Annotated in this window: 12 protein-coding genes; 3 read left to right on the forward strand and 9 right to left on the reverse strand. The window is 57.6% G+C overall.

Annotated features, from left to right (window positions below; translation table 11 throughout):
- Positions 1-61: 61 nt before the first annotated feature.
- The 7 genes from ALO43_RS06700 to ALO43_RS06730 form a co-directional block, all read right to left on the reverse strand.
- Entirely contained in the window at positions 62-487 is a 426-nt protein-coding gene (locus ALO43_RS06700; protein ID WP_005892679.1) for a GNAT family N-acetyltransferase, read from the reverse strand.
- Positions 480-1646, reverse strand: coding sequence for a ribosomal protein uL16 3-hydroxylase (locus ALO43_RS06705; RefSeq protein ID WP_005892681.1), 1167 nt, complete (start codon positions 1644-1646; stop codon positions 480-482). Before ALO43_RS06705 ends, ALO43_RS06700 begins: the two co-directional genes overlap by 8 nt.
- A 60-nt stretch (positions 1647-1706) precedes the next feature.
- Positions 1707-3077, reverse strand: a complete 1371-nt coding sequence (gene purB / locus ALO43_RS06710) for an adenylosuccinate lyase (protein WP_054997281.1) — start codon at positions 3075-3077, stop codon at positions 1707-1709.
- Positions 3078-3209: 132 nt separating this feature from the next.
- On the reverse strand, positions 3210-3830 hold the full coding sequence (gene hflD / locus ALO43_RS06715) for a high frequency lysogenization protein HflD (protein WP_024670036.1): 621 nt from the start codon (positions 3828-3830) through the stop codon (positions 3210-3212).
- Positions 3830-4960, reverse strand: coding sequence for a tRNA 2-thiouridine(34) synthase MnmA (gene mnmA, locus ALO43_RS06720; protein WP_024670035.1), 1131 nt, complete (start codon positions 4958-4960; stop codon positions 3830-3832). The genes hflD and mnmA overlap by 1 nt, the downstream gene beginning before the upstream one ends.
- Before the next feature lie 60 nt (positions 4961-5020).
- On the reverse strand, positions 5021-5467 hold the full coding sequence (locus tag ALO43_RS06725; protein ID WP_054997282.1) for an NUDIX hydrolase: 447 nt from the start codon (positions 5465-5467) through the stop codon (positions 5021-5023).
- A 63-nt stretch (positions 5468-5530) separates the two neighbouring features.
- A complete protein-coding gene (locus tag ALO43_RS06730) occupies positions 5531-6436 on the reverse strand; it encodes a LysR family transcriptional regulator (RefSeq protein ID WP_054997283.1) in 906 nt (301 codons plus the stop codon).
- Between the two features lie 302 nt (positions 6437-6738).
- Here ALO43_RS06730 and ALO43_RS06735 point away from each other — a divergent pair, with 302 nt between their 5' ends.
- Entirely contained in the window at positions 6739-7620 is an 882-nt protein-coding gene (locus ALO43_RS06735) for an alpha/beta fold hydrolase (protein ID WP_054997284.1), read from the forward strand.
- Positions 7621-7763: 143 nt separating this feature from the next.
- Here the strand turns inward: ALO43_RS06735 and ALO43_RS06740 are convergent, their stop codons facing one another.
- Positions 7764-9989, reverse strand: coding sequence for an NADP-dependent isocitrate dehydrogenase (locus ALO43_RS06740; protein WP_054997285.1), 2226 nt, complete (start codon positions 9987-9989; stop codon positions 7764-7766).
- 593 nt (positions 9990-10582) lie between these two features.
- Positions 10583-10873, reverse strand: coding sequence for a cold shock domain-containing protein CspD (gene cspD, locus ALO43_RS06745; protein WP_083492126.1), 291 nt, complete (start codon positions 10871-10873; stop codon positions 10583-10585).
- A 219-nt stretch (positions 10874-11092) separates the two neighbouring features.
- Between cspD and clpS the strand changes: the two genes are divergently transcribed.
- Complete coding sequence (gene clpS / locus ALO43_RS06750) at positions 11093-11455, forward strand: ATP-dependent Clp protease adapter ClpS (RefSeq protein WP_004884680.1); 363 nt, start codon at positions 11093-11095, stop codon at positions 11453-11455.
- Positions 11456-11485: 30 nt separating this feature from the next.
- Positions 11486-13759: an ATP-dependent Clp protease ATP-binding subunit ClpA gene (clpA, locus tag ALO43_RS06755; protein ID WP_024670029.1), complete on the forward strand. Its 2274-nt coding sequence runs from the start codon at positions 11486-11488 to the stop codon at positions 13757-13759.
- Positions 13760-13864: the final 105 nt, after the last annotated feature.

Raw genomic sequence — 13864 nt, forward strand, 5'->3', positions numbered from 1 at the left:
TTCGAAGGGCAGGGCGTCAATTATGTAGTGCTTTTAAAACCGCCTACATGATCCAGGTTCGTTACGCTTCCTGGCGAAGCATATCGACATGGGGCAAACCGGCTTCGAGAAATTCCTTGCTGGTTATCTGAAAGCCATAACGCTGGTAAAACTCCACCGCCTGTACCTGAGCGCTGAGTCTCAACGTGGTGAACCCGCGTTTCTCTGCCTCCAGAAGCACCGCCTCAAGCAACATTTCACCAACTCTAAGGCCACGCCAATCCTTGAGTACTGAAAGACGACCAATTTCACCGCCATTCAACAGGCGTGCTGTACCTATCGCGTAGTCACCTTCGTAGGCCAGAAAATGCACCGCATCGGCGTCTTCGGCATCCCACTCCAGCTCGGCGGGAACTGACTGCTCGACGATAAATACTGACTCGCGTATGCGTCGTATATCGGCGTTGTTTTTCTGCCATTGTGCGGCAGCTACGGTGACTTTATTCATCGGCAAATCCCAGGCTTCCTTGTTTTACGAGTTCGCAAAGCAAATTGCGTCCCTCGTCGTCGGCCAACCATTGGCCGAGGTTTTCGCTGTGCAGCGCGTCGGCAGCGCAGATAAGTTTGAGCAGTTCGCGCAGGCTGCCCGGTAGCAGGCGACTCTGCCCGCTGGCAAATAGTAGCAGATCGTCATCAACCTCCGACCAGGCCAGCCTTGCACTCGGGTTGCGTATGAGTACGGCTCCTTGCTCCAGGCTGTCGAGCAAGTCCTGTTCCTGCAGTTCCGGACCGGTTACCAGCTCCGGATAGCGCGGCTCAGTCATGAACTGACCGAACCAGGTCAGCAGCAGTCGTTCATCACTCATGTGCTCCGTGAGCAGCGCCTTGAGCCGATCAAGTGCGTCATGCTGGATCTGGTGAGGGTCGCTGACCGGCTGCGCATCGGCGTCGGTGTAGCGCTCTTCATCCGGAATGAACTGGCTGAGGAAGTCGGTAAAGTGGGTCAGGACCTCAGCGGCGCTGGGTGCGCGAAAGCCGACCGAGTAGGTCAGGCAGTCATCCACTGCAACGCCGCAGTGCGCCAGGCGCGGTGGCAGGTACAGCATGTCACCTGGCTCCAGCGTCCATTCTTCGGTCTTCTCGAATTCGGCAAGGATGCGCAGGTCCGCGTGCTGCAGCAGCGGGCTTTCGGCATCGCACATCTGGCCGATCTGCCAATGGCGCTTGCCATGACCCTGAAGCAGGAACACGTCGTAGTTGTCGAAATGCGGACCCACGCTGCCGCCGGGCGCCGCATAGCTGATCATCACATCGTCAATACGCCAGCTTGGCAGAAAACGGAAATTTTCCAGCAGCTCGCTGACTTCCGGGACGAATTGATCCACCGCCTGTACCAGCAGAGTCCAGTCGCGCTCGGGCAGTTTGCTGAACTCGTCTTCGGCGAACGGGCCGCGACGCAGCTCCCAAGGGCGCTCGCCGTTTTCGATGACCAGCCGTGACTCGACTTCTTCTTCCAGGGCAAGGCCGGCAAGCTCGTCTGCATCGATCGGGCTTTCGAAGTCCGGCAAGGCCTGGCGGATCAGCAACGGTTTTTTCTGCCAGTAATCGCGCAGGAAAACCCGAGCGCTGATGCCGCCGAGAAGTTGAAGAGGGATGTCAGGATTCATGTGTAAGCCCTTGAAATGAAAACGCCCGGCACAGCCGGGCGTGTGCAATAGTTATGCGTGTCAGATGCGCTTGGCCTGAGCGGCTGCGTTACCGATGTAATTGGCAGGCGTCAGCTTCTTCAGCTCGGCCTTCGCTTCGGCAGGCATGTCCAGACCGTCGATGAAAGTCTGCAGCGCTTGCGGGCCAATGCCCTTGCCGCGGGTCAGTTCTTTCAGTTTTTCGTACGGATTTTCGATGTTGTATCGACGCATCACGGTCTGGATAGGCTCGGCCAGAACTTCCCAGCAGGCGTCCAGGTCAGCAGCGATGCGTTGCTCGTTGAGCTCCAGTTTGCTGATGCCCTTGAGGCTGGCCTCGTAGGCAATGACGCTATGGGCAAAGCCTACACCCAGGTTGCGCAGCACGGTGGAGTCGGTCAGGTCGCGCTGCCAGCGAGACACTGGCAGTTTGCTCGCCAGATGCTGAAACAACGCGTTGGCGATACCCAGATTGCCTTCGGAGTTTTCGAAGTCGATCGGGTTGACCTTGTGCGGCATGGTCGATGAGCCGATTTCGCCAGCGATGGTGCGCTGCTTGAAATAGCCCAGAGAGATGTAGCCCCAGATATCACGATCGAAATCGATCAGGATGGTGTTGAAGCGCGCAATTGCGTCGAACAGCTCGGCAATGTAGTCATGCGGCTCGATCTGCGTGGTGTAGGGGTTGAAGCCCAGGCCCAGTTCGTCTTCGATGAAGGCGCGTGCGTTGGCTTCCCAGTCGATGTCTGCGTAGGCAGAGAGGTGGGCGTTGTAGTTACCGACCGCGCCGTTGATCTTGCCCAGCAGTGGAACTGCCGCAACCTGCTTGATCTGGCGCTCCAGACGGTAAACGACGTTGGCTAGCTCCTTGCCCAGGGTGGTCGGGGAGGCGGGCTGGCCGTGAGTGCGCGACAGCATCGGTACGTCGGCGAAACGTATTGCCAGTTCGCGGATGGCGTCGGCAATCTGGCGCATCAGCGGCAGCATGACGTTGTCGCGGCCTTCACGCAGCATCAGCGCGTGGGACAGGTTATTGATGTCTTCGCTGGTGCAGGCAAAGTGGATGAACTCGCTGACCTTCTCCAGCTCGGGCAGCTTTGCGGCCTGCTCCTTGAGCAGGTATTCCACAGCCTTGACGTCGTGGTTGGTGGTGCGCTCGATTTCCTTGACGCGCTCGGCGTGCTCCACGGAGAAGTCTTGAGCCAGCGTGTCGAGGATGGCGTTGGCCTGCGCAGAGAAAGCCGGCACTTCGGTGATCTGAGGGTGAGCCGCCAGGCGCTGAAGCCAGCGAACCTCGACCATCACGCGAAAACGGATCAGGCCGTATTCGCTGAAAATAGGGCGCAAGGCCTTGGTTTTGCCGGCGTAGCGGCCATCAACAGGGGAAACCGCGGTGAGCGAAGAAAGCTGCATGGGATGCTCTCGGACAGTCGGCGACGAAAAGGGGCGCGTATCATACATGAAAAGTCAGGCGGACCGGTGTCCGCCGACCAGCGTAGACAGCGTCGTGCCGGTGGTGGTGAAGGGCCATTGGTGCGCAGCGGATCAGCCGTGCAGCAATGGGTACAGTTCTTTCAATAACTTGCGACGGCTGAATACCAGCTGCCAGCGATGACCGCCAACTTGCCGCCACAGACGAGCGGAGCGTATGCCTGCCAGCAGAATGGCGCGAATCTTGGAGGCATTGTTTGGCTGCTGCAGGTTGCGCATGTCGCCCTGCACCTGAATACGTTGGCGCAATGTGCTCAGTGTGTCCTGGTACAGCGCGCCGGTCGCGGCTATCACGTTTTCATGCGCCACGCCGAAATGTTCGACCTGAGACTGAATCACCGGGATACGCTTGCCGATCACTTCGAGCAGATCATCACGCTTTGCCAGTTGCCGCTCGAGGCCGAGCATTGAAAGGGCATAGCGCAACGGTTCGCGTTGCAGTGTGGCAGGGTCGCGTTCCAGAGCGCTGGCCATGGCGCGATAACCTTCGTGCAGATTGAGGTCGTCACCGCCGTAGACGTCCAGCGTGTCTTTCGGGTTGACCACCAGCAGGCTGCCGAGCATGCAGCTCAGTGCCGCTTCGCTGATCTGTCCGGTCTTGGCGATTCGATCAACCAGCACGGCGGCCTGAAATACTCCGCCCAAGGCAATCAGTTGTTCCTGAATCGGGGTCATCAACGCTTGTCCTTGCTGGTCCAGGGTTCGGCGATTTCGATTACGCCGCCGCCCAGACATATGTCGCCATCGTAGAACACCACGGACTGACCGGGCGTCACTGCGCGTTGCGGGTCGTCAAAAATTGCCCGGTAGCCATCAGCGGTCTTTTCCAGCGTGCAAGGCTGATCGCCCTGACGATAACGAACTTTCGCAGTGAGCCTGCGCGGGGTGCTCAGGTCGACCGGATTGACCCAGTAGATTTCCGAAGAAACCAGTGCGCTTGAAAACAGCCACGGGTGGTCATTGCCCTGGCCGACGATCAATTCATTGGCGCCCAGGTCCTTGACCAGCACGTACCACGGATCATCGCTGGCGTCCTTGAGGCCGCCGATGCCCAGGCCCTGGCGCTGACCGATGGTGTGGTACATCAGGCCGTTGTGGCGCCCGATGACTTCGCCGGTGGTGGTCTTGATCTCGCCAGGCTGTGCTGGCAGGTATTGGCGAAGGAAATCGGTGAACCTGCGCTCGCCGATGAAGCAGATCCCGGTGGAGTCCTTCTTCTTCGCTGTGGCAAGGCCGTGTTTTTCAGCAATGGCCCGTACTTCCGGCTTTTCCAGTTCGCCCACTGGGAACAGCGTCCGGGCGATCTGTTCACCGCCGACGGCATGCAGGAAATAGCTCTGATCCTTGTTCGGGTCCAGGCCTTTGAGCAGCTCGGTGCGGCCATCGATATCACGGCGGCGCACATAGTGGCCGGTGGCGATAAGGTCGGCACCCAGCATCAACGCATAGTCGAGAAACGCTTTGAACTTGATTTCCCGGTTGCAGAGGATATCCGGGTTGGGCGTGCGCCCGGCCTTGTACTCTTCCAGAAAGTGCTCGAAGACGTTGTCCCAGTACTCGGCAGCGAAGTTGGCCGTGTGCAGTTTGATGCCGATCTTGTCGCACACGGCCTGGGCATCTGCCAGGTCTTCGCGAGCGGTGCAGTATTCCGTTCCGTCGTCTTCTTCCCAGTTCTTCATGAACAAGCCTTCCACCTGATAACCCTGCTCCATGAGCAGTACGGCGGAAACGGAAGAGTCCACGCCGCCGGACATGCCGACTATGACGCGCTTCATTTCTGAGTTCGAGGGGGCTGGATCATGCATGGGGATTAAACGGCTGACCTGTAAAAGGACGCGATTCTATCAGGCTGAAGGCGTCGAGTCTCACGCCTTGTCGCGCAGCAGGTCGAGACTGAAATGTTCGCCATTCAGGTAGTCGTCCAGGCAGCGCATTACCAGTTCGCTGCGCCAGCGTGTCTGTTGGGCCAGTAATTCGTCACGTGTCAGCCATACAGGGCCGACAATCCCGTCGTCCAGCAAGTAGTCGGGGCGGTGACTCAGGGCCTTGGCAGCGAAGCAGATACGCTGGTAGGTCACGCCGTTGCTCGGTGCGGTGTACAGATAGATGCCCACCACGCTGGTCAATTCGACGTCCCAGCCGGTTTCTTCCAGGGTTTCGCGAACCGCCGCGTGCTGCAGGCTTTCATCAGGGTCCAGATGGCCTGCAGGCTGGTTGAGGACCGAACGGCCGCCTTTCATTTCTTCTACGAACAGGAAGCGGCCCTGATCTTCGACGATCGTGGCGACAGTAATGTGAGCTTGCCAGGTCATGATAATGGTCTCTTTAGTAAGGGTTAAGTCAGCCGTAACAGGTCACGCCGAACGCTTTGCGCGCTATTTTGGCTCGAACTGCAGATCATGCCTCAGGGCGCTGACGCAGAAGTCTACAAAAGCTCGTACCTTGGAAGAGCGCCGACGCCCCTCCAGATAAACAACGTGAACCGGTTCCGGCATTATTTCGAAAGTGTCCAGAACACACTTGAGCCTGCCTTCCTGCAAGTGCTCGCGTATCTGATAATACGGCACCTGGGTCAGCCCCCAGCCCTGCAATGCTGCGCTGATCGCTGCCTGATAGGAGGTCAGGCTTAGTCTGGAGCCGACGTCCACTGAGTAATCCTTGCCATCAATCCGGAAAAGCCAGTGAGGCGAGCGTTCGGCGGTGGTTGTCGAGATTGTCGAATGTTGTCGCAAATCGTCGGGATGCTGCGGGGCTCCGTGCTTTTCGAGATAGGCAGGGGATGCGCAAACCATACGCCGCACGCTGCCTGTCGGGATGGCGGTAAGAGACGAATCGGGCAGGGTACCGATCCTGACCGCCACGTCGACGCCTTCATCGAGCATGGACACCACCCGATCGACCAGAATTGCGCGTATGTCCACCGCCGGAAACCGCTCGAGAAAGCCCGTCATTACGGGCACAACATGCAGCGCGCCGAACATCTGCGGTGCCGTGACCGTCAGCAGGCCGCCTGGAAGCGCATGCAAACCGCCTGCTGCGCTTTCGGCCTCATCGAGGTCGGCAAGCAGCCGGCGGCAATCAGAGGCGAAGCGCTGGCCCGCCTCGGTGAGCCGCATGTTGCGGGTGGTGCGTACCACCAGCAGGATGCCCAGACGACTCTCCAGGCTCGCGACAGCACGGGTCACCGTTGCGGTCGACAGACCAAAGTGGCGGGCTACTCCGGCAAAACTGGTTTGCTCGGCAAGTCCGGCAAAAAGCGTCATTTCCTGAATACGGTCCATGTCCCGCCTGCTTGCCATGAGAGATGAGAAATCGTATCAGCATTTCATATTTTGAAATGGTGAATTGATTTTTATGGTGATTCTCAATGCTGGAAGCAACGATCAGGATGATGACCCATTCGTTCAGCCAGTAAGACTTTCATATGAAAAACTTCGGTTCAGCCGACGCTGAAAATGCCGCTCCCGGTGTCAGTCGTCGCAAGGTTTTACAAGCGTCAGCGTTAGGCGCTGCTTCTGCTCTCGGGGCATCTTTGGTGAGTGCCGCTTCTGCCAGCAACAAATATCCATCCAGGGAAAATGCAATGAACATTGATGATGCCTCTCGCGTGACGTTTCACACTCAGCAGGTAGGGAACGTAAATGTGTTCTACCGCGAAGCAGGACCCAAGGACGCTCCAGTGTTGCTGTTGCTTCATGGTTTTCCGAGTTCCAGCCACATGTTTCGTGACCTGATGCCGTTGCTGGCAACTCAGTACCGCCTTATTGCTCCTGATCTGCCCGGTTTCGGCAACACTCAGGCGCCGCCGCGTGGGCAGTTCGATTACAGCTTTGAAAACCTTTATAAAGTGATCGAGGGTTTTACCGAAGCGCTGGGGCTGAAGAAGTACGCGCTTTACGTATTCGACTATGGCGCACCGACCGGCTTTCGGCTCGCAGCAGCGAATCCGGAAAAAATCACTGCAATCATCAGTCAGAACGGCAACGCCTACCTCGAAGGCTTCAGTGATCAGTGGGGCCCTTGGCAGGCCTATTGGCGCGAACCTTCGGCGGCCAATCGTGAGGCATGCCGCGCGTCGTTATCGCCGCAAACCATACGTGACTGGCAGTACGGTACCGGGGCTGATCCTGAAAAGCTTTCGCCCGACGGCTACAATCTGGACATTCTGTACATGTCACGACCGGGCGCAGAAGAAATCCAGCTGGATCTTATTCTCGACTACCGCACCAATGTGGCGGCATACCCTTCATTTCAGTCTTACCTGCGCACGTATCAACCAGCGTTGCTGGCTGTCTGGGGCAAGCACGATCCCGCGTTCATACCGCCTGGAGCGCAGGCATTCCTCAAGGACGTTCCGGACGCCGAAGTGCATCTTCTGGATGCCGGTCATTTCGCGCTGGAGACGCATGCTCCGGAAGTCGCCGAATACATCCGCGACTTTCTTTCGCGAGCGCTGAAAGATTGAATCACCTGCGACAGCAGCCTCAACGGGTGGCTGTCGCAGGTATGGATTGAAATTTATCTGTGAATGCAAAAATCCCCGGCACCAGGCCAGGGATTTTTTTGTGCGACGCAGCGCATTTATGGATGCGCTACGCGGTTTGCCTCTTACAGCGCGGCGATGGCCGCGTTGAACGTAGCGCTTGGGCGCATGGCTTTGCTGGTCACATCCGCGTCAGGGAAGTAGTAGCCGCCAATATCAACTGGCTTGCCCTGAACGGCATTCAGCTCGGCAACGATTTTTTCTTCGTTGTCGGTCAGGGTCTTGGCCAGCGGCGTGAACTGCGCTTTCAAGTCCGCATCGTCATTCTGTGCGGCCAGTGCCTGAGCCCAGAACAGGGTCAGGTAGAAGTGGCTGCCGCGGTTGTCGATGCCACCTACTTTGCGCGATGGCGACTTGTTGCGATCCAGAAACTCGCCAGTGGCCTGGTCAAGAGTCTTGGACAGCACCAGTGCCTTCGGGTTGTTGTAGGCGTTGCCCAGGTGTTCCAGAGAGGCTGCCAGGGCCAGAAACTCGCCCAGCGAGTCCCAGCGCAGGAAGTTCTCTTCAACGAACTGCTGGACATGCTTGGGGGCCGAACCGCCAGCACCGGTCTCGAACAGGCCACCACCGTTCATCAGCGGAACGATCGACAGCATCTTCGCGCTGGTGCCCAGTTCCATGATCGGGAACAGGTCGGTGAGGTAGTCGCGCAGCACGTTACCGGTCACCGAAATGGTGTCCTTGCCAGCGCGAGTGCGCTCCAGGGTCAGCTTCATGGCGTCGACCGGCGAAAGAATCTGGATGTCCAGACCGGAAGTATCATGGTCGCCCAGGTACTTGCGCACTTTCTCGATCATTACGCTGTCGTGGGCGCGAGACGAGTCGAGCCAGAAGATCGCCGGCGTGTTGCTGGCGCGAGCGCGGTTGACGGCGAGCTTTACCCAGTCCTGGATCGGCGCGTCCTTGGCCTGGCACATGCGCCAGATATCGCCAGCTTCTACAGTCTGCTCCATCAGCAGCTTGCCCTGGCTGTCGGTGACACGAACCACGCCGCTGCTCTGGATGTGGAAGGTCTTGTCGTGGGAGCCGTACTCTTCGGCTTTCTGAGCCATCAGGCCAACGTTCGGCACGCTGCCCATGGTGGTCGGGTCGAAAGCGCCGTTCTTCTTGCAGTCGTCGATGACAGCTTGATAAATGGTGGCGTAGCAGCGATCCGGGATCACGGCCTTGGCATCGTGCAACTGACCGTCAGTGCCCCACATCTTGCCGGAGTCACGGATCATCGCCGGCATGGATGCATCGACGATCACGTCGCTTGGCACGTGCAGGTTGGTGATGCCCTTGTCGGAATTGACCATCGCCAGTTGAGGACGGACCGCATAGACCGCTTCGATGTCAGCCTTGATTTCAGCCTGCTTCTCGGCGGGCAGAGCGGTGATGCGCTCGTACAGGTCGCCGATGCCGTTGTTCAGACTGAAGCCTATCTGCTTCAGAGTATCGGCGTGCTTGGTCAGCGCGTCCTTGTAGAACTCGTCGACGATCTGACCGAACATGATCGGATCGGAGATCTTCATCATGGTGGCTTTCAGATGCACCGAGAACAGCACGCCCTGCTTGCGGGCGTCTTCGATTTCAGCGGCGATGAAGCTGCGCAATGCCTTGGCGCTCATCACCGAGCAATCGACAATCTCGCCCGCCTTGACGGCGGTTTTTTCTTTCAGAACGGTGGTGGTGCCGTCCTGGGCGACGAGTTCGATCTTGACCGAATTGTCGGCTTCGATCTGGGCTGCCTTCTCGCTGCCGTAGAAGTCGCCGTTGCTCATGTGCGCAACGTGGGCTTTCGAATCAGCAGACCAGGCGCCCATCTTGTGCGGGTGCTTGCGCGCATAGTTCTTGACCGACAGCGGGGCGCGACGATCGGAGTTGCCTTCGCGCAGAACCGGGTTTACGGCGCTGCCCTTGGTTTTGTCATAGCGTGCGCGGGCTTCTTTTTCCGCGTCAGTGGAAGGGTTCTCAGGGTAATCGGGAATCTTGTAGCCCTGGTCCTGCAGCTCCTTGATGGTCGCCTTCAATTGAGGAACCGAAGCGCTGATATTGGGCAGCTTGATAATGTTGGCTTCTGGAGTGGTCGCCAGTTTGCCCAGCTCGGCGAGATGATCCGGCACTTGCTGATCGGCGCCAAGGGACTCCGGGAAGCTGGAGAGAACACGGCCCGCCAGGGAGATGTCGCGTGTTTCCACGTCGATATCGGAGGTTGCCGTGAAAGCTTCGATGATAGGCAGCAGGGAGTAGGTGGCGAGGGCCGGAGCTTCGTCGGTGAAGGTGTAGATGATCTTCGAGCGGTTGGACATTCGTATTAACTCTCTGTTTTGCTGAACATGCACAAAATCTCGATTCGCGCAGGGTATGCACGTTTGCCCACGGTTCGGCCATGAGCCAGGTCGAGGTTTATTCGCGGTGATGTTGGGTGCGTCAGTCGAGCGTCAAGCTGTCGGGTCAGGTAGCGGCCCGACGCATTTGGAAGGCTGAGGGTCAGATTTCAGACGGGTCAGCCTTGATGACTCTGCGGTCACGGCGCGAGTATATCAAACCATTGGGGCAAGGCATTAATGCTATGCGTGCTATCGAAAAATGAATATCCGCCGTTGGTCGAACGAGCTGCCGACTGAAAAACGGACAAATCTGACCTGGCGGGAGCGAGCAAGGAGCTTGAGGATGGGCGAATGAGGTGAAAAGGCGATGGGTGATCTGGCAGGGGCTGTGGCGTCGTTAGTCAAAGGTCGGGCATCCGCGGTGCAATTCCCGCTAATTCGATACCCTGTCGAGTTGCGTCGGTCTAAAAGCCGTCACAATCTCATTGCGTACTGCTGCGCGTGCTGCGAGCTGGATCTGGCGATCCTGGATCCGCTGTGTGAACTATCTCGGCTGTCTCGACTGATTGGCTTCACGCATGCGCGAGAATGTCTTCGTGTTCATGCTGAAGCGGGGCAAGCGTCTCTATTGCCATTGCCGGTTCGCCTGATCGGGCTGCCGACGCTGAGATATTTACCGCGTGATTCCCTTTCGGGCCTTGAATAATGTCGAAGCTGACCGGTTGACCAGCTTTCAGGGTCTTGTATCCTTCCATCTGGATAGCCGAATAGTGAGCGAACAGATCTTCATCAGGTTTGCCGTCTTCAAGTATGAAGCCGTAACCTTTTGCGTTATTGAACCACTTGACTTTTCCATTAAGCATTGTCATATCCCTCTGCAAAGGACTCCGTCAGGAGTATCATCCACTTCAATCCGCCTCACCAAAAATTTTGGTTGACTGCGCGGACCCTTTTTACCCAATGTGGGCTCTATTGTTTGTAACACCGTTTAGCTGATAGTCAAGGTCATGCGACATTCCATTCAAAAACCGTCCAGACTGCGACTAACGGCTCAATCCGCCCTCACACGAACATTTCTTTCCATGCATGCATTCAGCAAGATTCGACTAACATTCAATCAGGATGGTCCGCAGTCACACGAGGACGACTCGGCAGGCATCGCGGTGCAGGACGCCAAACCGACCCTGCAGGCGCCACCGATGTACAAGGTGGTTTTGTTCAACGATGACTACACCCCGATGGATTTCGTCGTAGAAGTGCTCGAGGTGTTTTTTAACCTGAATCGTGAGCTGGCCACCAAAGTCATGCTGGCCGTCCATACAGAGGGACGGGCAGTCTGCGGATTGTTTACCCGCGACATCGCCGAGACCAAGGCAATGCAGGTCAATCAATACGCCAGGGAGAGCCAGCATCCGCTACTCTGTGAGATCGAGAAGGACGGTTAAACGCCGACCACTTGGGTATGAGGTGAAGCTATGTTAAACCGTGAGCTCGAAGTCACCCTCAATCTTGCCTTCAAGGAGGCACGTTCGAAGCGTCATGAGTTCATGACGGTCGAGCATCTCCTGCTGGCTCTATTGGATAACGAGGCTGCAGCGACTGTCTTGCGTGCCTGCGGCGCAAACCTCGATAAGCTCAAGCATGATCTGCAGGAGTTTATCGACTCCACCACACCGCTGATCCCCGTCCATGACGAGGACCGCGAGACCCAGCCTACGCTAGGGTTCCAGCGCGTTCTGCAACGCGCAGTCTTCCATGTGCAAAGCTCCGGCAAGCGTGAAGTCACCGGCGCCAATGTGCTGGTTGCAATTTTCAGTGAGCAGGAAAGCCAGGCCGTATTTTTGCTCAAGCAGCAAAGCGTGGCCCGGATTGATGTCGTCAACTACATTGCCCACGGGATCTCCAAAGTCCCAGGGCATGGCGAACACCCTTCTGAAGGTGAGCAAGATATGCAGGACGACGAGGGCGGTGAAGCATCTTCCTCAGGCAATCCTCTGGATGCCTATGCCAGCAATTTGAACGAGCTGGCGCGTCAGGGGCGTATCGATCCACTGGTCGGCCGCGAAAGCGAAGTCGAGCGTGTGGCTCAGATCCTGGCTCGTCGTCGCAAGAACAACCCCCTGCTGGTCGGTGAGGCGGGCGTCGGCAAGACGGCCATCGCTGAAGGCCTGGCCAAGCGCATCGTCGACAATCAGGTGCCTGACCTGCTTGCCAACAGCGTCGTGTATTCGCTTGATCTCGGTGCACTGCTGGCCGGCACTAAGTACCGCGGCGACTTCGAGAAGCGTTTCAAGGCGTTGCTCAATGAGCTGCGCAAACGTCCGCAGGCGATCCTTTTCATTGACGAGATTCACACCATCATCGGCGCCGGTGCAGCATCCGGTGGCGTGATGGATGCGTCGAATCTGCTCAAGCCATTGCTGTCTTCCGGTGATATTCGCTGCATTGGTTCGACGACGTTCCAGGAATTTCGCGGAATTTTCGAAAAAGACCGTGCCTTGGCACGTCGCTTTCAGAAAGTCGATGTATCCGAGCCTTCGGTCGAAGACACCATCGGCATCCTGCGCGGCCTGAAAAGTCGCTTCGAGCAACATCACAGCATCGAATATAGCGATGAGGCCTTGCGCGCTGCTGCAGAACTTGCGTCGCGCTACATCAATGACCGTCATATGCCTGACAAGGCCATCGATGTAATCGATGAGGCCGGTGCCTATCAGCGCCTGCAGCCGGTCGAGCAGCGCGTCAAGCGCATTGATGTGCCGCAGGTCGAAGACATCGTTGCGAAGATCGCGCGTATTCCCCCTAAGCACGTCAACAGTTCCGACAAGGAGCTGCTGCGTAACCTGGAGCGTGATCTCAAGCTCACCGTGTTTGGCCAGGATGCCGCGATTGACTCGCTGTCGACAGCGATCAAGCTCTCGCGAGCAGGTCTCAAGTCGCCAGACAAGCCGGTCGGCTCGTTCCTGTTCGCCGGCCCTACCGGTGTCGGCAAGACCGAAGCGGCGCGTCAGCTGGCCAAGGCTCTGGGTGTCGAACTGATACGTTTCGACATGTCCGAGTACATGGAGCGTCATACCGTGTCTCGTCTGATCGGTGCCCCTCCGGGGTATGTCGGGTTCGATCAGGGCGGCTTGCTGACAGAGGCCATCACTCGCCAGCCGCATTGCGTGCTGTTGCTCGATGAAATCGAAAAAGCGCACCCTGAGGTCTTCAACCTGCTGCTGCAGGTAATGGATCACGGTACGCTGACCGACAACAACGGGCGCAAGGCAGATTTCCGCAATGTGATCGTGATCATGACCACCAACGCCGGTGCCGAATCCGCTGCGCGGGCTTCGATCGGTTTCACGCATCAGGACCACTCGTCTGACGCGATGGAAGTGATCAAGAAGAGCTTCACGCCGGAATTCCGCAACCGTCTGGACACTATCATCCAGTTCGGTCGTCTGAGCCACGAAGTCATCAAGAGTGTGGTCGACAAGTTCCTCACCGAGCTTCAGGCGCAACTGGAAGACAAGCGCGTATTGCTCGAAGTCTCCGAAGCGGCGAGAAGCTGGCTGGCGCAGGGCGGTTACGACGCAGCGATGGGCGCACGTCCGATGGCTCGTCTGATTCAGGACAAGATCAAGCGGCCTTTGGCTGAGGAGATCCTGTTCGGCGAATTGTCCGAGCACGGTGGTGTGGTGCATATCGACATCAGAGATGGCGAAATCACCTTCGACTTTGAAACTACGGCAGAGATGGCCTGACGTCGTTACCTGCTCCGTATCGTTGATTGGTGCGGAGCAGGCGACCCAGGCGTCTGTTTCAGACAGACAAACAAAAACGCCCGGCTTATGCCGGGCGTTTTCGTC

It is taken from the genome of Pseudomonas tremae (genome assembly GCF_001401155.1).
Lineage (GTDB): Bacteria > Pseudomonadota > Gammaproteobacteria > Pseudomonadales > Pseudomonadaceae > Aquipseudomonas > Aquipseudomonas tremae.